Source organism: Mycobacterium sp. PTI7 (assembly GCF_056679845.1).
The window spans coordinates 3,633,411-3,654,134 of the sequence record NZ_CM155252.1; the positions used below are offsets into that span (position 1 = coordinate 3,633,411).

Consider the following 20,724-nt stretch of genomic DNA (forward strand, 5'->3'; position numbering starts at 1 on the left):
CCACCCGTGCGGGGTCGGGCGGCAGCGGCGGCGCGGGCGGTGCGGGTGCTGCGGGCGGAGCAGGTGGCGCGGGTGGCAACGTCGGCCCCGGACCGGGACCCGGCACGCCCGGCGCGGGCGGCGACGGTGGTCCCGGCGGCGCGGGAGCACCGGGTGGTGCCGGCGGCCCGGGCGGCACCAACGCCGGCGGTTCCGCGCCGAAGGGTCCGGACGGCAGCGACGGCGCGGACGGGTAGGTCACGTAGACCGCGCCGCTGACGCTGGCGGTGTCCACCCGCGGCGGAGGAAGGCGTCACGCACCCGATGCAAGATGAAGCCACGACTGTGCTCGGCGACGACTCGTAGGTCGAGCCAGCCGTGGCGATCGATGAACTCCGAGCGGCCGATGTCGTGAACGTATTGCGAGCGTTCTCCACTGTGGTGCGCGCCCTCGTAGTCGAGGCCCACCATCGGTACGTCGTAGCCCATGTCGAGGAACACCTCGCGACTGCTGTCGGCAACGCGGATCTGCGTACGAGGGGCGGGAAGGCCTGCGTCGATAAGTAGTAGGCGCAGCCAGGTCTCCTTCGGCGACTGTGCGCCGGCGTCCATCAGCGCGAGAGCGTCGCGGGCCCTACGGACTCCGCGCGCTCCGCGGTAGCGAAGGAGGAGGTCGGTCACGTCGTCCGCCGTCACCCCGGTTGCGGCGGCGAGCGCGTCGAGATGCGCGACGGCCACGTCGCGGCGCAGATGCCTACCGAGGTCGAGGGCCGTTCTCGCGACCGACGTCACGGGCAGGTTTCCGATCACGGTCGCCTCGTCTAGCGCTATCCGCTCCTCGCGGACGATGACCCCTGGTCGCGGTCGGGTGTGGGCGACGATCACCTCGATCGGTGTCGCGTCGTCCACCCATCGGGCGCCGTGCAGCGCGGCGGCCGCGCGACCCGCGATGATCCCGCGCCGATCGGTCCACAGCCAAGTCGCGACCGTGCGGGTGAACAGGTCCCGCGGCGCGCCGCCCTTCGGCACGTACACGCCGGGGTGGACTGCGACGTGGTTCCACCGCAGCGCACCGGGAGTGAGCGTGCCTGCGTGAATCGCTTCGGTACCGACGAATGGTGTCCACATGTCCGCCACGGTGGTGACGGACTCGGACGCATCGGGCGCGACCCGTCGCCGGCCCGCGGGCGCCTGGGGATGAAACGACGACTGTGCAGAAGTCGCGGCCAATACGCCGACATCTGCACCAGCGTCGTCACGCAGCCCCACCAACGACGCTCACGCAGAACTCGCGGGCGACGAAGGAGGTCGGACGGCATCTGGCGCGACGACGGCTGTGCAGAACTCGCGGTGAATACGCCGAGATCTGCACCAGCGTCGTCGCGAGGCCCCACCAACGACGCTCACGCAGAACTCGCGGGCGAGGGCACCGCGTCGACGCGACCACCCACCCCAAAGTAGAACGTGTTACAGAAACTGCCCACGCGGGTGCCCGCCGCTTGTTAGCGTGACCGCGTTGACGGAAGTGAGGAACACGTGATTCTCGACAGATTCAGGCTCGACGGCAAGGTCGCCGTCGTGACCGGAGCGGGCCGCGGCCTGGGCGCTGCGATGGCGCTGGCGTTCGCGGAAGCCGGTGCGGACGTGGTGATCGCGGCGCGCACGCAGTCGCAACTCGACGAGGTCGCCGAGCAGGTCCGCGCGACGGGTCGCCGGGCGCACGTGATCGTCGCCGACCTCGCCCACCCCGAGGACACGGCGAAGCTCGCGGCCGCGGCCATCGAGGCGTTCGGCAAACTAGACGTCGTCGTCAACAACGTCGGCGGCACCATGCCTGCGCCGCTGATGGACACGTCCACGAAGGACCTGCGCGACGCGTTCACCTTCAACGTGACCACTGCGCACGCCCTGACACTGGCGGCCGTTCCGCTGATGCTCGAGCACTCCGGCGGCGGCAGCATCATCAACATCACCTCGACGATGGCCCGCGTCTCGGGCCGCGGGTTCGCCGCCTACGGCACCGCGAAAGCGGCTCTGGCGCAATACACCCGGCTGTCCGCGCTCGACCTCGCACCGCGCATCCGCGTCAACGCGATCGCACCGGGGTCGATCCTCACGTCGGCGCTCGACATCCTCGCGAGCAACGACGAACTCCGGAAACCCATGGAGGACGCCACCCCGCTGCGACGCCTGGGCGATCCGCTCGACATCGCCGCGGCCGCGGTTTATCTCGCGTCGCCGGCAGGCAGCTTCCTGACGGGCAAGACCCTCGAGGTCGACGGTGGCATCACCGTTCCGAACTTCGAATTCCCCATCCCCGACCTCTGAGGACTCACCACATGGCCATCACAGTCGCCGCCATCGGCACCGGAAACGTCGGCAAGCCCGCACTCGTCCACCTGATCAACGACGCGCGGTTCGAGCTGACCGCCGTGTGGGTGTCGTCGGAGGCCAAGGCGGGCAAGGACGCCGGCGAACTGGCCGGTTTGGACACCGTCACCGGCATCACCGCCACCACCGACCTCGACGCGGTGCTCGCCACCAACCCGGAGTGCGCGGTGTACACCGCGCTCGCCGACAACCGTCTGGTCGAGGCGCTCGAGGACTACCGCCGCATCCTCGCCGCCGGCGTCAACGTCGTCGGCAGCAGCGCCGTGTTCCTCCAGTACCCGTGGCAGACGCTGCCCGAGAACATGGTGTCGCCCATCGAGGAGGCCGCCGCAGCCGGCAACTCGAGCCTGTTCGTCGGCGGCATCGACCCCGGCTTCGCCAACGACCTGTTGCCGCTCGCACTTGCGGGCACGTGCCAGACCGTCGAGCAGATCCGGTGCATGGAGATCATCAACTACGACACCTACGACAGCGCGGCGGTGATGTTCGACGTCATGGGCTTCGGCCGACCGATGGACGACGTACCGATGCTGCTGCAGCCGGGCGTGCTGAGCCTGGCGTGGGGTTCGGTGGTCCGACAGCTCGCCGGCGGCCTGGGCATCGAGTTGGACGAGGTCACCGAGACCTACACGCGCGAACCCGCGCCCGAGGCGTTCGACATCGCGTCGGGCCACATCGAGAAGGGCACTGCCGCGGCGCTGCGCTTCGAGGTGCGGGGAATGAAGGACGGCAACGTCGCGGTCGTGCTCGAGCACGTCACCCGGCTGCGCGACGACCTGCGCCCAGACTGGCCGCAGCCCGCGCAGGAGGGCGGCTCGTATCGCATCGAGATCACCGGCGAGCCGTCCTACGCACTCGACCTCTGCCTGTCGAGTCCGAACGGCGACCACAACCACGCCGGTCTGGTGGCGACGGCGGCTCGCGTGGTCAACGCGATCCCGGACGTGGTGGCTGCGCCGTCGGGCATCCGCACCACCCTCGATCTTCCCCTGATCACCGGAAAGGGGCTGTACGCTGCGAGTCGACCGTGAGAGCTGGCCGACCGGAAGGACGCCGATGCGCTACCTACTCCCCCTGATCGCGTCGGCGGCAGCCATTCTCGGCGCTCCCATGGCTTCGGCCGAGCCGAATCCGACCCAGCCGAACTGTCAGTCCGTCGCGGGCGGCGAGTACACCGGCACCGGCGAGACCGAGTGCCAGAGCCCGGGCAACGTGCAGATCGACGCCACCGCACCCGCACCGCTCTACCCCTACCCGTGGGCCGACGAGTTCTACGGCGCCCCACTGATCATCGGCGGCTTCGGCCCGCACGGCGGCGCACCCGTCGGCGGCGGCGGGCATCGCTGACACCACCCGCGCCGAGCCACGGAATGATCTCGTGGCCAGACGAGTTCTGGACTCCGTAGGACCTTCGCCGCGCGCGTCCGCGGGCGTACGCTGGTCGTACTGATCGGAGCACGTCATGACCATGAATCGACGTCTAGCAGCACCCCTGTTGGCTACCCTCGCGGTGGCGGGGGCCATCGGTCTCGCCGCACCCGCCGCGGCCCGACCCGACTGCGTCAACACCGCACCCAACACCACCATGTGCACCACCAACGGCAGCTCGAGCCTCACCACGTCCCCGCCTGCGAACAACAACGGCCCGTGGGGATTCGGCGGCTACCCGTTCGGCGGCTTCGCCTTCGGCATCTTCTAGGGCACGGGCAGTCCACCCTCGGATTGCGGGGCCGCCGAAGTTTCGTCTACCCTAACTTTTCTATTCGTCATACCGGATGAGAAGTGGGTCAGTGATTCCGACAGCCACCGCGCGGCCGAAGGCGGGCTGGCTGCTGCTCGGACCGGCGTTCGTCGCGTCGATCGCCTACGTCGACCCCGGCAACGTCGCCGCCAACGTCAGCGCCGGCGCCCAGTTCGGCTTCCTGCTCGTCTGGGTCATCCTCGTCGCCAACGTCATGGCGGGTCTGGTGCAATACCTGTCCGCAAAACTCGGGCTGGTGACCGGACGCACGCTGCCCGAGTCGGTGGCCGACCGCGCGAGCACGCGGTCCCGGATCCTCTACTGGATCCAGGCCGAACTGGTCGCCATGGCAACGGATCTCGCGGAGATCGTCGGCGGCGCCATCGCGCTGTACCTGCTGTTCGACCTGCCGCTCCTGCTCGGCGGCGTGATCACCGGCGTGGTGTCGCTGATCCTGCTGGCCGTGCAGAACCGCCGCGGCCAACGCGTCTTCGAGCGGGTCATCACCGGCCTGCTGATGGTGATCGCGATCGGCTTCCTGACCAGCCTGGTGGTCGAACCGCCGCCGGTGTCCGACGTCGCCTCGGGGTTGCTCCCCCGCTTCGACGGCGCGGAGAGCATCCTGCTGGCCACCGCGATGCTCGGCGCGACGGTCATGCCGCACGCCGTCTACCTGCACTCCGGGCTGGCCCGCGACCGGCACGGCCGGCCCGACGCGGGCGCCCCGCGCCGCCGCATGCTGCGGATCACCCGCTGGGACGTCGGCCTGGCGATGCTGGTGGCGGGCGCGGTGAACCTCGCCATGCTGCTGGTCGCCGCGACGCACCTGCAGGGCATCGAGAACACCGACTCCATCGAGGGCGCCTACACCGCGGTGCAGGGTGCGCTCGGCAACACCGTCGCACTGTTCTTCGCGATCGGGCTGCTCGCGTCGGGGCTCGCGTCGACGTCGGTGGGCGCCTACGCGGGCGCCATGATCATGCAGGGTCTGCTGCGACGCACGTACCCGCTGCTGCTGCGCCGGGTGGTCACGCTGATCCCGGCACTGGCGATCCTGGCCATCGGCGTCGACCCGAGCCGGGCGCTGGTGCTGTCGCAGGTGGTGCTGTCGTTCGGCATCCCCTTCGCGCTCATCCCCCTGGTCCGGATGACCAGCGACCGGAGCCTCATGGGCGACGACGTGAACCATCGCGTCACCACCGCCCTCGGCTGGCTGGTGGCGGCGGTGATTAGTGTGCTGAACGTGGTGCTCATCTATCTGACCGTCGCGGGCTAGGCCACTGCGGCGTGCCCGCGTACTTCGCCTACGGCTCCAATCTCAACGTTGCGCAGATGGCGCAGCGGTGCCCCGACGCGGCCGATCCGCGCCGCGCGACGCTCGCCGACCACGACTGGCTGATCAACGAACGCGGCGTCGCCACCGTGGAGCCGTTCGACGGCGCCGAGGTGCACGGCGTGCTGTGGGAGATCAGCGCGACCGACCTCGACGTCCTCGACAGCGCCGAGGGCGTCCCCGTGCGGTACCGCCGCGACCGGCTGGTGGTCGACACCGACGACGGGCCGCGGGAGGCGTGGGTCTACATCGACCACCGCGTCGAGGCCGGCGCCCCGCGTCCCGGCTACCTCGAGCGGATCATCGAGGGCGCGGTGCACCACGGGCTGCCGCAGCGCTGGCTGGACTTCCTGCACCGCTGGGATCCGTCGATGTGGCCGCGTGCGCTCGCACCGACAGAAGATCCCGGTCCCCGGTCGCTCACCGAGCTGCTCGCCGATCCGGACGTCACCGAGCGCAGCGCGCTGCGGTCGACGTTCGGCTTCCTCGCCATCCACGGCGGCGGGCTCGAGCGCATGACCGACGTCATCGCCGAGCGCGCGGCCGCGGCGGCGGGGGCGTCGACGTACGTGGTGCACCATCCCGTGAACTATCCGTACCACCTGCGGTCGGCCGCCTACCTCGCCGCGGAGTCGGAGCGGCTGGCGGCGTTCCTCGAGCACGTCGAGTACGCCGTGTCGCTACACGGGTACGGCCGCGTGGGCCGCAGCACCCAGATCCTCGCCGGCGGCACCGACCGCGACCTCGCCGCGCACGTGGCGCGACACGTGTCGGTGCCGGGCTTCGACGTGGTCACCGACCTCGACGACATCCCCCGCGAGTTGCGCGGACTGCACCCGGACAACCCGGTCAACCGGACCCGTTGCGGCGGAGCGCAACTCGAGCTGTCGCCGCGGGTGCGGGGCATCAGTCCGCGCAGCGGACCCGTCGGCGAGGACGGCCTCGGCCGCGCGGCGTCGGCGCTGATTCGCGGCCTGGTGTCGGCGGCCCGCACCTGGCCCTGACTACTCCTCCATGTCCAGCACGGGGGTGGGCCGCCGGAATCCCTTCGTCACGGCGAGCAGCCACACGAATCCCAATGCGAGCCAGACCAATCCGACCCAGAGCGTGAGCGCCGACAGGTTGTACCAGAGCCACAGGGTCAGCGCGAAGCCGATCAGCGGCAGGACGAAGTTGTTGAGTACGTTCCGCTCACCGCGGTCGAAGTAGTAGTGCTTGATCACCGTCAGGTTGACCGCCGAGAATGCCGCCAAGGCGCCGAAGCTGACGATCGAGGCCAGGAAGCCGAGGTCGATCCAGAGTGCGGCGAGCGAGATCACCGACACCACCAGGATCGCGAACGTCGGCGTGGCGAAGCGCACCGAGACGTGGCCGAAGACCTTGCGCGGCATGACGCCGTCGCGGCCCATCGCGAACAGGATGCGCGCGACCGACGCCTGTGACGTGAGCGCCGACCCGATGCAGCCCGCGACGTACGCGGCGGTGAAGAAGATGTTGAGGAACTGGCCGCCCGCCGCCAGCATGACGTCCGTCGCACCGGCATCCGGGTCGACGAACGCGTTGGAGGGGAACACCAGCTGGCAGACGTAGGACAGGCCGAAGAAGATCAGCCCCGACGCGACGGTCGCGATCATGATCGCCTTCGGCACGGTGCTGGTGGGGTTCTTGGCCTCCTCGGACAGCGTCGACACCGCGTCGAACCCGAGGAAGGACAGGCACAGGATGGCGGCGCCCGCGAAGATCGGGGTCATGCCGTCGACGGTGCCGTCACCGGTGAACGGCGCCACCAGGTTCACGCTGCCGTAGCCCGAGATCGTCACGAAGGCCATCACCAGGAGCACGGCGATGAAGATGACCTGCAGCGCGAGCAGGAAGAAGTTCGCGCGCGCCACCGAGACGATACCCACCACGTTCAGCACGGTCACCACGACGATCGCGATGAGGATCCACACCCACGGAGGAACGGACGGGACCGCCGCGCTCATGTAGATGCCGATGACGAGGTAGTTCAACATCGGGAGGAACAGGTAGTCCAGCAGCAGCGACCAGCCGGTCAGGAATCCGGCGGGCGCCCCGAAGCTCTTCTGGGTGTACGCATATGCGGAGCCCGCGACCGGCATCGCCGCGGACATCCGGGCGTAGGACCGTGCGGTGAACACCATGGCGGCCAGGGTCACCAGGTACGCGACCGAGAGCCTGCCGCCGGTCAGCTGGGTGACGATGCCGTAGGTGGTGAACACCGTGAGCGGCACCATGTAGACCATGCCGAACAGCACCAGCGACGGGACGCCGAGCGCACGTTTGAGGTGCCCCTCGGTCCCGGATGCGGTGGAGGCGGGCGCGTCTGCCGTCATTGGCGTTCCCTTCTAGGCGGAATGCCCGAGAATGCCTCGGACGTAGGTTCCCCGGACGGTGATTCCAGGAAGTTCGCGGGCGGGCGTCTCCCGCGGGTCGCGGTCCAGCCACACCAGGTCGGCGCTGGCACCGACCTCCAGCCGGCCCCACGTCTTCTCGCCGTAGGCCTGGGTGGCGACGGCCGCGGTGTAGGCGGTCAGGGACTGCTCGATCGTCAGCGTCTCGTCGGGCATCCAGCCGCCGGACGGTTCGCCCTCGGGCGTCTGACGCGACACCGCGATCGCGATGCCGTCGAGCGGTGCGCCGGACGACACCGGCCAGTCCGAGCCGAATGCCAGTGCGGCGCCGGAGGAGTCGAGACTGCGCATCCGGTACTGCCTGTCGGCGCGTTCGCGGCCGAGGCGTGGGATGGTCAGCACCGTCATCAGCGCGTCCATCTGCGCCCACAGCGGCTGCATGTTGGGGATGACGCCCAGCGCGGCGAACCGCTCGAGGTCGGCGTCGTCGACGAGCTGGGCGTGCGCGATGACGGGACGGCGGTCGCGCGGTCCGTTCCACTCCGCGGCGTACTCGATCGCGTCGAGCGCCTGCCGGACGGCGGCGTCGCCGATGGCGTGGATGTGGATCTGCAGCCCGAGGTCGTCGACCTGGCGCACGGCCTCCGACAGGCTGTCGCCCTCCCACACCGTCATGCCGTGCGCATCCCCCGAGTCGCCGCGCTCCTGCCCCCTGGAATGATCGTGCAGCCCGGAGCAGTACGGCTCCAGCAGCGCACCGGTCTCGTTCTCCACCACGCCGTCGGCGAAGAACTTCACGGTGTGCGCGGTGAGCATCGGCGAGTCGAGCTGCTCCACCCGCCGCTTGGCCATGGAGAAGTCGTGCAACTGGGAGTCGAAGTGGCGCGGGTCGGCGTACAGGGCGAGGTTGAAGCGCATGCGCAGCGCGTCGCGACGCGCGGCCTCGAGGTAGGTGTCGACGTCGGCCGGCTCCACCCAGGCGTCCTGCACCCACGTGACGCCGCGTGACAGGTAGTAGTCGGCGGCCGTGCCCAGCGCGGCGATCCGCACGTCCTCGTCGCGGGCCGGCATCACCGCGGTCACCAGGTCGACGGCGCCCCATTCGCGCAGGGTCCCCAGCACCGAGCCGTCCTCGCGGTGCGGGATCTCCCCGAGCACCGGATCGGGGGTGTCGGCGGTGATGCCCGCGCGCTCCAGCGCCACCGAGTTGCACCACACCGTGTGGTAGTCCCAGGCCCGCAGCACCACGGGCCGATCGGAGACCGCCTCGTCGAGCCACCGGGCGTCGAACAGCCCACCCTCGGCGAGGCTGCCGTCGTACGAGGCGCCGACGATCCACTCCTCGTCGGGGTTGTCCTTGGCGAAGCGGCGGACGGCCTCCACGATCTCGTCGACCGACGTGCAGGGCCGCACCGCGGGGCCGACGAACTCGAGGCCACCGAGCAGCGGGTGCGCGTGTCCGTCGCCGAACGACGGCATCAGGAAACCGCCCTCGAGGTCGATCCTGGTGACGTCGGACCCGTCGCCCGCGAGTTCGACGGCCTCCGCACCGAGCGCAGTGATCACGCCGTCCGTGACGAGCAAGGCGTCGACTGTTGCGTTATGGGCACCAGGCCACACGTTTCCGTCGTGAAACAGCGTCTTCGCCACGGTTTGGCACCTTACGCGTGGTCAGGGCTTTCGCAATCCGAACTCACCCATCCATCTACCGCGTCGCTCCGAATACATGACGTGCAAGGTGAGCAGGAGTTCGGACGGTCCGGAGACGGCGGCGCGATGACGCCTGCCATCTACCGCACGCGCATCACCCACGTCCGGCGTGCGCCCGTCCACCACTACTTCGAGCAGCACGGCTACTGCTGGTTCGTCGACCTCGACGCGCTCCCGCGACTGCCACGCTGGATTCGCCCGTTCGCGAGGTTCGAGGCCGCCGATCACTTCACCGTGCCGCCGCGCGACGGCGTGGCCGACACGCTGCGGAATCGGGCCGACGAGTTCCTGGCCGGCCACGGCATCGACCTGCGCGGCGGCCGGATCACCGCCCTGCTGCAGGCACGGGTGCTCGGCTACGTCTACAACCCGATCAGCATCTTCTGGTGCCACGATCGCGACGGCGTGCTGCGGCACGTGATCGCCGAGGTGCACAACGTCTACGGCGGCAGGCACACCTATCTCCTCCCGCCGACGGGCGATGCCCCCGCGGCGGTGAAGAAGGCGCTCTACGTGTCGCCGTTCAACGAGGTCGACGGCTACTACCTGGTGGAGGCCCCGCGGCCCCGCGAGACGCTCGACGTGCGCATCTCGCTGCACCGCGAACACGTACCCGCCTTCGTCGCGACCCTGCAGGGTGAGCGCCGCAGCAGCGGAGTGGCTCAGCTGCTCAAGCTTCAGTTCGTCGCACCCGTCGCCCCGCTGATGGGCGCCCTCTGGATCCGCATCCAGGGCGTCACGCTGTGGGCACGGCGCGTCCCCGTCGTCGCGCACGAGCAGGCCCGCCAGAAGGAGAAGGTGGGACACCTGTGACGACCGCGGCGGTACTCGAAATCGCCCCTAGTAGAGTGCGCAGCGTGACGGCCGATCTCGACGCATTGTTGCGCCGGGTGGCTCAGCGCGACAGGGACGCCTTCGCCACCTTCTACGACGAGACGCGCGCCCGGGTCTACGGCCTCGTGACCCGCGTGCTGCGCGATCCCGGGTACAGCGAAGAGACCACGCAGGACGTCTACCTGCAGGTGTGGAACAACGCGTCCAACTACAACCCCGCCTCGGGTACGCCGCTGGCGTGGCTGATGACGCTCGCACACCGACGCGCGGTCGATCGCGTGCGCTCCGAGCAGGCCGCGGGCGTGCGCGAATCACGCTACGGCGCAGCCAATGTCGAGCCGCCGTCCGATCGTGTCGCCGATGCCGTCATCCACCTCGACGAGCGCAGGCAGGTCACCCAGTGCCTCGACTCGCTCACCGACATCCAGCGCGAATGCGTCCAGATGGCGTATTACGAGGGTCTGACCTACGTCCAGGTCTCCGAGCGACTGTCGGCGAACCTTGCGACAATAAAGTCACGAATGCGTGATGCCATCCGCGGTCTCCGAAATTGTTTGGGGGTGTCGTGAACGAGCCGACACACGAACACCTGATGACCCTGGCCACCCCCTACGCGCTGCACGCCGTCTCCGCCGACGAGGAGCGTGACATCGAGCGGCAGGTCGCGGACGCACCGCCGCTCGTCGCCCGCGCCTTCAACGAAGAGGTCCGCGCGGTCCGCGAGACCATGGCCGTCGTGTCCTCCTCGACCGCCGTCGACCCGCCCGAATCGCTCCGCGACCGCCTGCTGGCCGCCGTCGACGGCCCGCCTTCGGTCGTCCAGGTGGCACCGGGCACCTCCGCCAGGTCGGGCCGCTGGCGCGGCGCGGCATTGGCCGCGGCCGCTGCGGTGGTCGTCGGCCTCGGCGCGGTGGGCGTGGGCTTCGCGATCCGTCCCGAGGTCCGGGAGTCGGCCGCCGAGCAGATCTTCGACGCACCCGACGTGCGGACCGTCTCCGGCGACATCCCCACCGGCGGCACGGCCACGGTGGTGTTCTCCCGCGAACGCAACGCCGCCGTCCTGGTGATGAACAACGTCGCACCGCCGGAGAAGGGCTACGTCTACCAGATGTGGCTCGTCGGCGACGACGGCGCGCACTCCGCCGGCACCATGGACGCGGCCGCCGTGTCACCGTCGACCACCGCGGTGCTGCCCGACATCGACGGCTCGCAGAGGCTGGCCTTCACCGTCGAGCCCGGCACCGGGTCGGAACAGCCGACCTCGGCGGTCTTCGCCTCGCTGCCCCTGATCTGACGCTCAGAGACCTTCGACGGTCGACGCGGCCACGCGATCGATGACGTCGGCCACGTCGGGCCCACTTTCGTACGCCCGCCGCTGACGGGTCGCGCCGTTGCCGGTCGTCAGGACGGCCTCCAGTTCGCGTCGCACGAAGTCCGCGTCGCCAACGGAATCCAGCGCGGGGGTGACGTGGTCGACCAGCGTGGTCAGCAGCGTCGCCGCCGGCACGACCGCACCGGTGCCCACCAGGTCGATCGCATCGCCGTCCAGGCCGTCGCGCGCCGACTTCCAGTACGCCGCGCGCAGGGCGTGCGCACTCAGCGGGACGATGGGCTCGCCGCGCTCCCGATCCGCGAGGACGGTCATCACGGTGGCCCGGACGATCGCCGCGAACAACGCCGTCTGGGCGACGGTCGCGGGCACGTCGGCCACCCGCACCTCGACGGTCGGGAAGTTCGCCGACGGCCGGACGTCCCAATAGACCATGCCGTCGTCGAGCATCGCGCCCGCGCTCAGCATCATCTGAACCGTCGCGTCGTACTCGTCGGCGGACTCGAAGTGCGGCGGCGGGCCCGCGCTCGGCCACCGTCCCCACAGCACGCTGCGCCAACTCGCATGCCGGGTGTCGGCGTTGCGGTAGATGGCCGAGTTCGCGGTGAGCGCCAGCAGGATCGGCAGCCACGGCCGCAGCCGGTTGCCGACGTCGATCGCGGCCTCGCGTGAAGGCACCTCGACGTGGACGTGGCACCCGCAGATTCCCTGCTCGCTGGCGATCATGCCGAACCGTTCGGCGATCCGGTGGTAGCGCGGCTTGTCGGTGATCGGGAAGTCGTGCGGCACCGTGGGCGGCAGACCGACCGCCAGCAGCCGGGCACCCGCCGCCTGCGCAGCCGCGGCCGTCGCGCGCCGCAGCCGGCGCAACTCCTCGTGCGCCTCGTCGGCCGTCGACAGCACCGACGTCGCCGTCTCGACCTGGCAGCTGGTCAGCTCCAGCTGGAGGTCGACGCCGCGCTCCGCCGCCAGTTCGGCGGTCCTGCGGTTGAGGGCGACGGGCTCGCCCGACGTCGGGTCGACCAGGAGGAACTCCTCCTCGACGCCCATCGTGGGGTGGCCCATGACTCTCCTGTCCGAAAAAAATAGATCCGGCCCGTCGGAAACTCACAACGGGCCGGATCATCGGGAGATGGCTCCGTGCCGGGGCTGCGTCGCTCCGGCTTGAAGCTATTGATGCCCCGTGCGCACCGGCCCAAACCTACGAGTTCTGAGAACTCGTTCGGACCCGCGGGGCGGAACCGCTAGCGGCCTCGGAAGGCGTCCTTGAGTCGCTCGCCGGTCATCTTCGCGCGGGCCTTGGTCTCGTCGACGACGCCTTCGTTGCGCAGCCGGTTGTTGCCGGTCGCCCGGCCGATCTTCTGCTTGGCCTGGCCGGCCAGCCGTTCAGCGGTGTTGCGGGCCTTCTTCGCAGTGCTCATGATCAACGGGTTGCCCACGACGGGCCGGGCGGAAACGCGACACGCTCGCCGATGACGGTAAGCTTCCAGCCGGTCCGCCCCCGTAGCTCAGGGGATAGAGCACGGCTCTCCTAAAGCCGGTGTCGCATGTTCGAATCATGCCGGGGGCACCACGAACGTCGACTTGCCGTTGCTCGCGACTGGTTTCGGCGACGAGAACTCCACGCTCGCGTAAGCCGGCTACGGCGCGTCCGGCAGAATCTCCTCGGCCATTGGCGGCAACTTCATCAACTCGTCGAGCGCGATGTCACCCTCCTCCGGCGGCGCGGGCCGGGCGGGCATGAAGATCGTCGGCCGGTAGTCGGGCGCGGGGTTCGCCACGGCCGCGACGCACCCGATCCCGAACTTGGTGGGCGTGGGGACGCCCGCGTGCTCGACGCAGCAGGACGTCGCGACGGCGTCGAAGTTCTGGTCGGGCGGCGGGGCGGTGGTCGCGGTGCACGTCGAGTAGCCGTAGTCGTCGAACGCCGCGGCGGGCGCGATGCCCAGCTGCCCCGCCACGCACAGCGCGCCGACGGTCGCCAGCAGGGCGGGAGTCTTACCGATCGATGTCATGTGCGCTTTCCTGGCTGTCGCGTGCCGACTGTCCGGGTGCGCCCACCTTACTGAGCCACACTCCATAATGGGCGGGTGTCGACGCCGTCCACCCTCGAGTACATCCTCTACGCGGTCATCGCGCTGGAGTTTGCCGGACTCGTCACCTTCATGGTCCTGTTCATCGTCAACCGCAAGCAGTTGACCGGCGCCCGCAGCGAGTTGCAGCGCATCAAGCAGGAGCAGGGCGCCCGTCGCCGCCGGCGCGGGGTGGCGCCGATGGCCATCAAGACCGTGTTCCACACCGCCGACATGCTGATCACCAAGGGCCTGGGCGCCACCGTGCGCAACTCGATCGAGGACCTCGCGGGGTGGGCCCAGGTCGAGCGCCCCGACCTCGCCCGGCTCACCGCCGACGGCCGCGTCGTCATCGTCTTCTCCGACATCGAGGGCTCCACCCAGGCCAACGAGTCGATGGGCGACCGCGCCTGGGTGCGGCTGCTGGACCGGCACAACAAGCTCGTCACCGCGCGGGTGAACTCGCACGGCGGCCATGTCGTGAAGAACCAGGGCGACGGCTTCATGATGGCGTTCGCCGATCCGGAGAACGCGGTGCGCTGCAGCACCGACCTGCAGCAGGCACTCGAGGACAACCCGCAGAAGTGGGAGGCGATCCGCGTGCGCATCGGCATCCACATGGGCACCTCGGTGCGGCGCGGCGCCGACCTGTTCGGCCTCGACGTCGCCACCGCGGCACGCGTCGCCAATCAGGCCGAGGGTGGCGAGATCCTGGTGAGCGAGCCGGTCCGCGAGGCCGTGGAACACCTCCACGACGTCGTGCTGGGTGCGCCGCGCGACGTGGAACTCAAGGGCCTGCGCGGGACGCACACCCTCACCCCCGTGGCGGCCGCCCCCTGAGGGAGGTCACTTCCCCCGGGTGTCGATGACCTGGCCGGCGACCTCGATCAGCTTGACGTTGCTGTCCTGCGACAGCTGACGCAGCATCGCGAAGGCCTGCACGTCGTCGATGTTGAACCGCTCCATGATGATGCCCTTGGCCTGACCGATGCGGTCACGCGTGGACAGCGCCGACTGCAGCTGGTCGCCCTCGCGGCTCGCCATGATCGCGGCGGCGGCGTGGGCGGCGAGCACCATCCCGATCGTCTCGGCCTCGACGTCCCACTCGTTGGCCTCGAAGCCGAACAGGTTGAGCGCGCCCGCGGTGCGGTCGGCGGTGTACAGCTTGAACGACAGCCCACTGAGGACGCCGAGTTCGACGACCCTCGGCGAGTAGTTCGGCCACTCCGTTTCCTTGCGGAAGTCGTTGGTGCGCACGACGGTCTCGGCCAACGCCGCCTGCACGCAGGGACCCTCCAGACACGCCATCTGCAGCTTGTCGATCTCGAACATCAGCGGCGACGTGGGAGCCAGGGTCTCGAAGCTCTCGCCCTTGCCCACCAGCAGCACACCGGCGATGTCCACGCCCGGGATCAGGTCCTTCGCCGCCTCGGTCACCTCCGCGAGCACCGCTTCGACGGTGCGGGGTGCGGCGATGCTGCGCGCCAGCTCGGCCATGCGCAGCGCGAGGTCGTGATTGTCAGTAGTCATGACGTCTCCTCTCGATCCTCGCAGGTCGGTCGGTTCCGCGGGCAATCGGCCAATTATTCGCATCTCGCTCGGACGGGAGCAAGTTCGACCCCCCCGAACCCATCATGCCCTCCGGGTCCGTCATTCCCGCCGAGTCGCTCTGTTAGCTGTAGTAGCGTGCGCTCATGAGCGGCGTGTGGATCCTCGGCGGCTACCAGAGCGACTTCGCCCGAAACCTCACCCGCGAGGGCCGCGACTTCGCCGACCTGACCGCCGAGGTGGTGCGCGAGACGCTCGCCGCGGCCAGGGTCGACGCCTCGGCGATCGGCGTCGTCCACGTCGGCAACGCCTTCGGCGAGATGTTCGCCGCGCAGGGCCACCTCGGCGCCATGCCCGCCACCGTCGCCGACGGACTGTGGGACACCCCGGCGACCCGGCACGAGGCCGCGTGCGCGTCCGGCAGCGTGGCCGTCCTCGCCGCGATGGCGGACCTGCGCGCGGGCAACTACGACTCGGCCCTGGTGGTCGGCATCGAACTCGAGAAGACGGTGCCCGGCGACACCGCCGCCCGGTACCTCGGCGCCGCGGCATGGACCGGCCACGAGGGCGACGACGCGACGTTCATGTGGCCCAGCACGTTCGACCGCGTCATCGACGAGTACGACCGGCGCTACGGCATCGACGGCGCACACCTGCGCGCCATCGCGGCCACCAATCTCGCCCACGCGCGCGCCAACCCGAACGCTCAGACACGCGACTGGTCGGTCCCGGCGACGATCGCCGACGACGACGTCTCCAACCCCGTCGTCGAGGGCCGGATCCGCCGTCTCGACTGCAGCCAGATGACCGACGGCGGTGCGGGCGTCGTGCTGGTGTCCGACCGCTACCTGCTCGATCACCCCACTGCCCGGCCGATCGGCCGGATCGACGGCTGGGGTCATCGCACGGTGGGCCTGGGCATGCAGCAGAAGCTCGACCGGTCGGCGACGAGCGAGTACGTGATGCCGCACGTCCGGCACGCGGTGCACGACGCCTTCGACCGCGCCCGGGTGACGCTCGACGACCTCGACGGCATCGAGGTGCACGACTGCTTCACCCCGAGCGAGTACCTGGCGATCGACCATATTGGCCTCACCGGACCGGGCGAATCGTGGAAGGCCATCGAGAACGGCGAGATCGAGATCGGCGGACGCCTGCCGATCAACCCGAGCGGCGGTCTGATCGGCGGCGGACACCCCGTCGGCGCCACGGGCGTCCGGATGCTGCTCGACGCCGCCAAACAGGTCAGCGGCACCGCGGGCGACTACCAGGTCGACGGCGCCCGGACCTTCGGCACGCTCAACTTCGGCGGCAGCACCGCCACCACCGTCAGCTTCGTCGTCGCGCAGGCTCAGGAGGCCCGGAAGTGACCACTGCCCAGACCAACCCGGAGATCGTCGCGAGGTTCCTCTCCACGCTTCCCGAGGACGACGACCACCCGTACCGCACGGGGCCGTGGCGCCCGCAGACCACCGAGTGGGACGCCGACGACCTGCGGGTGGTCGAGGGCGAGCTGCCCACCGACCTCGACGGCGTCTACCTGCGCAACACCGAGAACCCGCTGCACCCGGCGCTGAAGAACTACCACCCGTTCGACGGGGACGGCATGATGCACGTCGTCGGCTTCCGCGACGGGAAGGCGTTCTACCGCAACAGGTTCGTCCGCACCGACGGCTTCGCCGAGGAACTCGCCGCCGGGGGGCCGCTGTGGCCGGGCATCGCCGAGCCGGTCGAGCTGGCACGCCGCGACTACGGCTGGGGCGCACGCACACTGATGAAGGACGCCTCGTCCACCGACGTGGTGGTGCACCGCGGTGTGGCGCTGTCCAGTCACTACCAGTGCGGCGAGCTGTACCGGCTCGACCCGTTCTCCGGCGACACGCTCGGCAAGTCGGAGTGGCACGGCGCCTTTCCGCGCGACTGGGGTGTGTCGGCCCACCCGAAGGTCGACGACGTCACCGGCGAGATGCTGTTCTTCAACTACGGCAAGGAGGCGCCGTACCTGCACTACGGCGTCGTCGACGCCGACGACCGACTGGTCCACTACGTCGACGTGCCGCTACCGGGACCGCGACTCCCCCACGACATGGCGTTCACCGAGAACTACGCGATCCTCAACGACCTGCCGCTGTTCTGGGCCCCCGAGTACCTCGAGCACAACGTGCACCTGCCCCGCTTCCATCGCGACCTGCCCTCGCGCTTCGCGGTGATCCCCCGGCGCGGCCGCGCCGAGGACGTCATGTGGTTCGAGGCAGATCCCACGTACGTCCTGCACTTCACCAACGCCTACGAGGACGGCGACGAGATCGTCCTCGACGGCTTCTTCCAGGGCGACCCCGAGCCCGCGGACAACGGCATGGGCGACAAGTGGCAGCGCGCGTTCCGCTTCCTCGCCCTGGACCGCATGCAGGCCCGCCTGCACCGGTGGCGCTTCAACCTGCGCACCGGCGCCGTGCGCGAGGAATCGTTGTCGGAGAACATCTCCGAGTTCGGCATGATCAATCCCGGCTACGCGGGACGCGACTACCGGTACGCCTACGCCGCGACGGGCAAGCCCTCCTGGTTCCTGTTCGACGGGCTGGTCAAGCACGACCTGCACACCGGCGCCGAGGAGCGCTACGCCTTCGCCGACGGCGTGTACGGCAGCGAGACGGCCATGGCGCCACGAGTGAGCGGCACGGCCGAGGACGACGGCTACCTGATCACCATCACCACCGACATGAACGCCGACGCCTCCTACTGCCTGGTGTTCGACGCGGCCCGCGTCGGCGACGGGCCGATCTGCAAGATCGCCCTGCCGGAGCGGGTGTCGAGCGGTACCCACTCGACGTGGGCGGCCGGCTCCGAACTGCGCCGCTGGCACCAGACCGACGGCGCCGCCGAGGCCATCGGGCTCTAGGTGGACGCGGAGCCGACGCCACTGGCCGTCGGCGGCGTCAACGCCGTCGGACGCATGCTGGGACTTCTCGGCGACGAGTGGACCCTCCTGCTGATCCAGCAGGCCCTCCTCGGCGTCCGTCGGTACGGCGAGTTCGCCGCCGCACTGCCGATCTCGCACTCGGTGCTCGCCTCGAGACTGTCCGCGATGACAGACGCGGGCCTGCTGCAGCGGACCGTCTACCAGGCGAGGCCGCCGCGTGCGGAGTACCTGCTGACGCAGCGTGGCGGCGGGTTGTGGCCCGTCCTCGCCTCGATCTGGGCGTGGGAACGCCGGTGGGTGCCCGTCCGGTCCCGACGGCTCCCCGCGATGCGGCACAGCGGATGTGGGGCGGTGTTCACGCCCCGGCTGGTGTGTCGGGCGTGCGAGGCGCCGACGTCCGAGAAGGACCTGTCGGTGGCGTGGGGGCCGAGCGGCTCGTGGCCGCGGTCGATGCCCGAGCAGGCCACCCGTCGGCGGTCGACGCCCGGCGCCGGCCTGTTCCCGGAGACCATGACGATCCTCGGCAACAGGTGGGCGTTCTCCCTGCTGGTGGCGGCCTTCGTCGGAACGTCCCGGTTCGGCGACTTCGCCGAGCAGCTCGGCGCGCCGCCCGGGACGCTCGCCGATCGCCTGCGGACGCTGACTGCCGTTGGCGTGCTGGACGATTCGGGCGGCCGCTACCTCCTGACCGAGAAGGGCCGGGCCGTGTTCGCGGTCGTCGTCACGGCGCTGCAGTGGGCCCAGCGCTGGTATGCCGCCCCCGAGGGACCCGCGGTCGTCCTCCACCACACGGCCTGCGGCTCGCCGTTCCAGGGGGTGCTGACGTGCGATCAGTGCGCGCGAAACTTGCGCGGAAATTCTCTGAAAACGGACTAGCACTCACCGTCATCGAGTGCTAATTTTGGTGTCGCACAGTGATTTGTCGCCCGCCAGGGTGGCGGGCTTCTAGCGACGAGGAGGTGAATTGCTGTGCTTCGTTTCGACCCCTTCAGCAACGCCAACGCCGACTTCCGCGGTCTGCTCAGCAGCCAGACGGGATCGAGCAGGAGTCCACGGTTCATGCCGATGGACCTGTGCAAGCTCGAGGACCACTACGTGCTGACCGCCGACCTTCCGGGTGTCGACCCGGGTTCGGTCGACCTCGACGTCGACAACGGGACGCTCACCATTTCCGCGCATCGCACGCCCCGCTCCGAGGACTCCGTCCAGTGGCTCGCCAGTGAGCGCTTCTTCGGCACCTACCGGCGGCAACTGTCCCTCGGCGAGGGCATCGACACCGCGGGGATCGCCGCGTCCTACGAGAACGGCGTACTCACCGTGACGATTCCGGTCGCCGAGCGTGCGAAGGCGCGCAAGATCGAGATCGCCCACGGCGGCACGCAGCAGTCCATATCGCCCACCACGGTCGACGCGGACTGATTCCGTGACGGGCGGGTGGCGACGCGGCGCGTCGTCACTCGCCCAGTCGGAACCTCAGGTTGTTGCGCACCGCAGGCCATTCCACGTCCAGGATCGAGTAGACGACGGTGTCGCGCCGCGAACCGTCCGGCAGCACCTGGTGGCTGCGGAGGATGCCGTCGCGCTTGGCGCCGAGCCGCTCGATGGCGGTCCGGCTGGTCGAGTTGAAGAAGTGCGTGCGGAATTCGACTGCGACGCAATTCAACCGTTCGAAGGCGTGGCCCAGCATCAGCAGCTTGCACTCGGTGTTCACGCCGGTGCGGCGGACGGCGGGCACGTACCACGTGTAGCCGATCTCGAGGCGCCGGTTGTCAGGGTCGACGTTGCAGAAGCTCGACGACCCGACCAGCGTGCCGTCCGAGTCGCGCACCACCATCGTCAGGCCCGTCTGCGGGTCTTGCACCGCGAGCCGCCCGTCGATCCACTCCCTCGCCGTGTCGGGCGTCGGCGCGGTGGTGAACCAGAGTTCGCGCACGTCCGCCGAGGCCGCCAGGATCTCGGGTGCGTGATCCGGCGTCAGCGGTTCGAGCGTCACCCACTGCGGCCCGGTCAGCGTGACCGGCTCGACGAACCCCGTCATCGCCGGCCCGCCCGAGACCACGCCACCACCATGGTGAGGACCGACATCACGATGGCGACCGCCGTCACGGCACCGGCGACGTAGAACCCCACGCCGGCGGTCACCGGCTCGGCCACGTACAGCCGATGATAGAAGGCCACCATCACTCCGATCAGTATCGAGATCGTCAGCGCCGCAGTCGAAGCGATCCGTGCGGACAGTCCGCGGGCAGCCATGGCGGCCGCAACGATCAGCGCCGACGACAGCAGGACGACGAGCTGTCCCACACCGAATCTGTTCGGCGGGACGCCGATCTGGCCGTAGCGTCCGCCGATGGCGGTGGCCCGCCCCCCGCCGTCGGCGAGCGTCGTCAACCACGGCAGCCATGCACTGACCAGGAGTGCCGTCGCGCAGAGCACGACGAACCATCCCGGACGCAGGCGAGCCATGCGACGAGGGTATCGGGTCGGGGCACGG

23 protein-coding genes and 1 tRNA gene are annotated in these 20,724 nt (G+C 69.8%); 15 read left to right on the top strand and 9 right to left on the bottom strand.

All coding sequences use genetic code 11. From position 1 onward, the window contains the following. Nucleotides 1-237 precede the first annotated feature (237 nt). Nucleotides 238-1,107 (bottom strand): hypothetical protein, encoded by an 870-nt coding sequence (locus AC1MEY_RS17425; protein WP_480226703.1) that lies wholly within the window; start codon nucleotides 1,105-1,107, stop codon nucleotides 238-240. Nucleotides 1,108-1,515: 408 nt separating this feature from the next. Here AC1MEY_RS17425 and AC1MEY_RS17430 point away from each other — a divergent pair, with 408 nt between their 5' ends. From AC1MEY_RS17430 to AC1MEY_RS17455, 6 genes are all read left to right on the top strand, one after another. Next, nucleotides 1,516-2,307 carry an SDR family oxidoreductase gene (locus tag AC1MEY_RS17430; protein ID WP_480226704.1) on the top strand — a complete coding sequence of 264 codons (792 nt, stop codon included), beginning with the start codon at nucleotides 1,516-1,518 and terminating at the stop codon, nucleotides 2,305-2,307. Nucleotides 2,308-2,318: 11 nt separating this feature from the next. Then, a complete protein-coding gene (locus tag AC1MEY_RS17435; RefSeq protein ID WP_480226705.1) occupies nucleotides 2,319-3,401 on the top strand; it encodes an NAD(P)H-dependent amine dehydrogenase family protein in 1,083 nt (360 codons plus the stop codon). A 25-nt stretch (nucleotides 3,402-3,426) separates the two neighbouring features. Continuing rightward, nucleotides 3,427-3,717 (top strand): hypothetical protein, encoded by a 291-nt coding sequence (locus AC1MEY_RS17440; protein WP_480226706.1) that lies wholly within the window; start codon nucleotides 3,427-3,429, stop codon nucleotides 3,715-3,717. Between the two features lie 148 nt (nucleotides 3,718-3,865). Continuing rightward, nucleotides 3,866-4,069 (top strand): hypothetical protein, encoded by a 204-nt coding sequence (locus AC1MEY_RS17445; protein WP_480226707.1) that lies wholly within the window; start codon nucleotides 3,866-3,868, stop codon nucleotides 4,067-4,069. Between the two features lie 91 nt (nucleotides 4,070-4,160). Beyond that, on the top strand, nucleotides 4,161-5,387 hold the full coding sequence (locus AC1MEY_RS17450; protein ID WP_480226708.1) for an Nramp family divalent metal transporter: 1,227 nt from the start codon (nucleotides 4,161-4,163) through the stop codon (nucleotides 5,385-5,387). Between the two features lie 56 nt (nucleotides 5,388-5,443). Then, entirely contained in the window at nucleotides 5,444-6,448 is a 1,005-nt protein-coding gene (locus AC1MEY_RS17455; protein ID WP_480231535.1) for a poly-gamma-glutamate hydrolase family protein, read from the top strand. Here AC1MEY_RS17455 and AC1MEY_RS17460 read toward each other — a convergent pair whose 3' ends face one another. Together AC1MEY_RS17460 and AC1MEY_RS17465 are read right to left on the bottom strand one after the other, a co-directional pair. Continuing rightward, nucleotides 6,449-7,798: an APC family permease gene (locus AC1MEY_RS17460; RefSeq protein ID WP_480226709.1), complete on the bottom strand. Its 1,350-nt coding sequence runs from the start codon at nucleotides 7,796-7,798 to the stop codon at nucleotides 6,449-6,451. A 12-nt stretch (nucleotides 7,799-7,810) separates the two neighbouring features. Further along, nucleotides 7,811-9,466 (bottom strand): amidohydrolase, encoded by a 1,656-nt coding sequence (locus AC1MEY_RS17465; protein ID WP_480226710.1) that lies wholly within the window; start codon nucleotides 9,464-9,466, stop codon nucleotides 7,811-7,813. A gap of 126 nt (nucleotides 9,467-9,592) precedes the next feature. Here AC1MEY_RS17465 and AC1MEY_RS17470 point away from each other — a divergent pair, with 126 nt between their 5' ends. Genes AC1MEY_RS17470 through AC1MEY_RS17480 form a run of 3 tightly spaced genes read left to right on the top strand, consistent with a single transcriptional unit; the run spans nucleotide 9,593 to nucleotide 11,654 of the window. Continuing rightward, nucleotides 9,593-10,339, top strand: coding sequence for a DUF1365 domain-containing protein (locus AC1MEY_RS17470; protein ID WP_480231536.1), 747 nt, complete (start codon nucleotides 9,593-9,595; stop codon nucleotides 10,337-10,339). Nucleotides 10,340-10,359: 20 nt separating this feature from the next. Then, on the top strand, nucleotides 10,360-10,929 hold the full coding sequence (locus AC1MEY_RS17475; protein WP_480231537.1) for a sigma-70 family RNA polymerase sigma factor: 570 nt from the start codon (nucleotides 10,360-10,362) through the stop codon (nucleotides 10,927-10,929). Beyond that, nucleotides 10,926-11,654, top strand: coding sequence for an anti-sigma factor (locus tag AC1MEY_RS17480; protein WP_480226711.1), 729 nt, complete (start codon nucleotides 10,926-10,928; stop codon nucleotides 11,652-11,654). Before AC1MEY_RS17475 ends, AC1MEY_RS17480 begins: the two co-directional genes overlap by 4 nt. 3 nt (nucleotides 11,655-11,657) lie before the next feature. Here AC1MEY_RS17480 and AC1MEY_RS17485 read toward each other — a convergent pair whose 3' ends face one another. Together AC1MEY_RS17485 and AC1MEY_RS17490 are read right to left on the bottom strand one after the other, a co-directional pair. Further along, nucleotides 11,658-12,755, bottom strand: coding sequence for a glutamate--cysteine ligase 2 (locus tag AC1MEY_RS17485; protein ID WP_480226712.1), 1,098 nt, complete (start codon nucleotides 12,753-12,755; stop codon nucleotides 11,658-11,660). Nucleotides 12,756-12,934: 179 nt separating this feature from the next. After that, entirely contained in the window at nucleotides 12,935-13,111 is a 177-nt protein-coding gene (locus AC1MEY_RS17490; RefSeq protein WP_480226713.1) for a CsbD family protein, read from the bottom strand. A 76-nt stretch (nucleotides 13,112-13,187) separates the two neighbouring features. Between AC1MEY_RS17490 and AC1MEY_RS17495 the strand changes: the two genes are divergently transcribed. After that, a tRNA-Arg gene (locus AC1MEY_RS17495) sits at nucleotides 13,188-13,263 on the top strand. A gap of 67 nt (nucleotides 13,264-13,330) precedes the next feature. Here AC1MEY_RS17495 and AC1MEY_RS17500 read toward each other — a convergent pair. Then, complete coding sequence (locus AC1MEY_RS17500) at nucleotides 13,331-13,705, bottom strand: hypothetical protein (RefSeq protein WP_480226714.1); 375 nt, start codon at nucleotides 13,703-13,705, stop codon at nucleotides 13,331-13,333. Between the two features lie 150 nt (nucleotides 13,706-13,855). Here AC1MEY_RS17500 and AC1MEY_RS17505 point away from each other — a divergent pair, with 150 nt between their 5' ends. Next, nucleotides 13,856-14,602, top strand: coding sequence for an adenylate/guanylate cyclase domain-containing protein (locus tag AC1MEY_RS17505; RefSeq protein ID WP_480231538.1), 747 nt, complete (start codon nucleotides 13,856-13,858; stop codon nucleotides 14,600-14,602). Between the two features lie 6 nt (nucleotides 14,603-14,608). Here AC1MEY_RS17505 and AC1MEY_RS17510 read toward each other — a convergent pair whose 3' ends face one another. Continuing rightward, on the bottom strand, nucleotides 14,609-15,292 hold the full coding sequence (locus AC1MEY_RS17510) for a GAF and ANTAR domain-containing protein (RefSeq protein WP_480226715.1): 684 nt from the start codon (nucleotides 15,290-15,292) through the stop codon (nucleotides 14,609-14,611). Nucleotides 15,293-15,456: 164 nt separating this feature from the next. Between AC1MEY_RS17510 and AC1MEY_RS17515 the strand changes: the two genes are divergently transcribed. The 4 genes from AC1MEY_RS17515 to AC1MEY_RS17530 all read left to right on the top strand — a co-directional run bounded on the left by AC1MEY_RS17515 (nucleotide 15,457) and on the right by AC1MEY_RS17530 (nucleotide 19,649). Beyond that, nucleotides 15,457-16,680 carry an acetyl-CoA acetyltransferase gene (locus AC1MEY_RS17515; protein WP_480226716.1) on the top strand — a complete coding sequence of 408 codons (1,224 nt, stop codon included), beginning with the start codon at nucleotides 15,457-15,459 and terminating at the stop codon, nucleotides 16,678-16,680. A gap of 23 nt (nucleotides 16,681-16,703) precedes the next feature. Beyond that, nucleotides 16,704-18,209 (top strand): carotenoid oxygenase family protein, encoded by a 1,506-nt coding sequence (locus AC1MEY_RS17520; protein ID WP_480231539.1) that lies wholly within the window; start codon nucleotides 16,704-16,706, stop codon nucleotides 18,207-18,209. 54 nt (nucleotides 18,210-18,263) lie between these two features. Next, nucleotides 18,264-19,106, top strand: a complete 843-nt coding sequence (locus tag AC1MEY_RS17525) for a winged helix-turn-helix transcriptional regulator (protein WP_480231540.1) — start codon at nucleotides 18,264-18,266, stop codon at nucleotides 19,104-19,106. Between the two features lie 93 nt (nucleotides 19,107-19,199). Continuing rightward, nucleotides 19,200-19,649 (top strand): Hsp20/alpha crystallin family protein, encoded by a 450-nt coding sequence (locus AC1MEY_RS17530; protein WP_480226717.1) that lies wholly within the window; start codon nucleotides 19,200-19,202, stop codon nucleotides 19,647-19,649. Nucleotides 19,650-19,683: 34 nt separating this feature from the next. Here the strand turns inward: AC1MEY_RS17530 and AC1MEY_RS17535 are convergent, their stop codons facing one another. Both AC1MEY_RS17535 and AC1MEY_RS17540 read right to left on the bottom strand, forming a co-directional pair. Further along, nucleotides 19,684-20,268 (bottom strand): GNAT family N-acetyltransferase, encoded by a 585-nt coding sequence (locus tag AC1MEY_RS17535; RefSeq protein WP_480231541.1) that lies wholly within the window; start codon nucleotides 20,266-20,268, stop codon nucleotides 19,684-19,686. Then, nucleotides 20,265-20,696, bottom strand: coding sequence for a hypothetical protein (locus AC1MEY_RS17540; protein ID WP_480226718.1), 432 nt, complete (start codon nucleotides 20,694-20,696; stop codon nucleotides 20,265-20,267). The genes AC1MEY_RS17535 and AC1MEY_RS17540 overlap by 4 nt, the downstream gene beginning before the upstream one ends. Nucleotides 20,697-20,724: the final 28 nt, after the last annotated feature.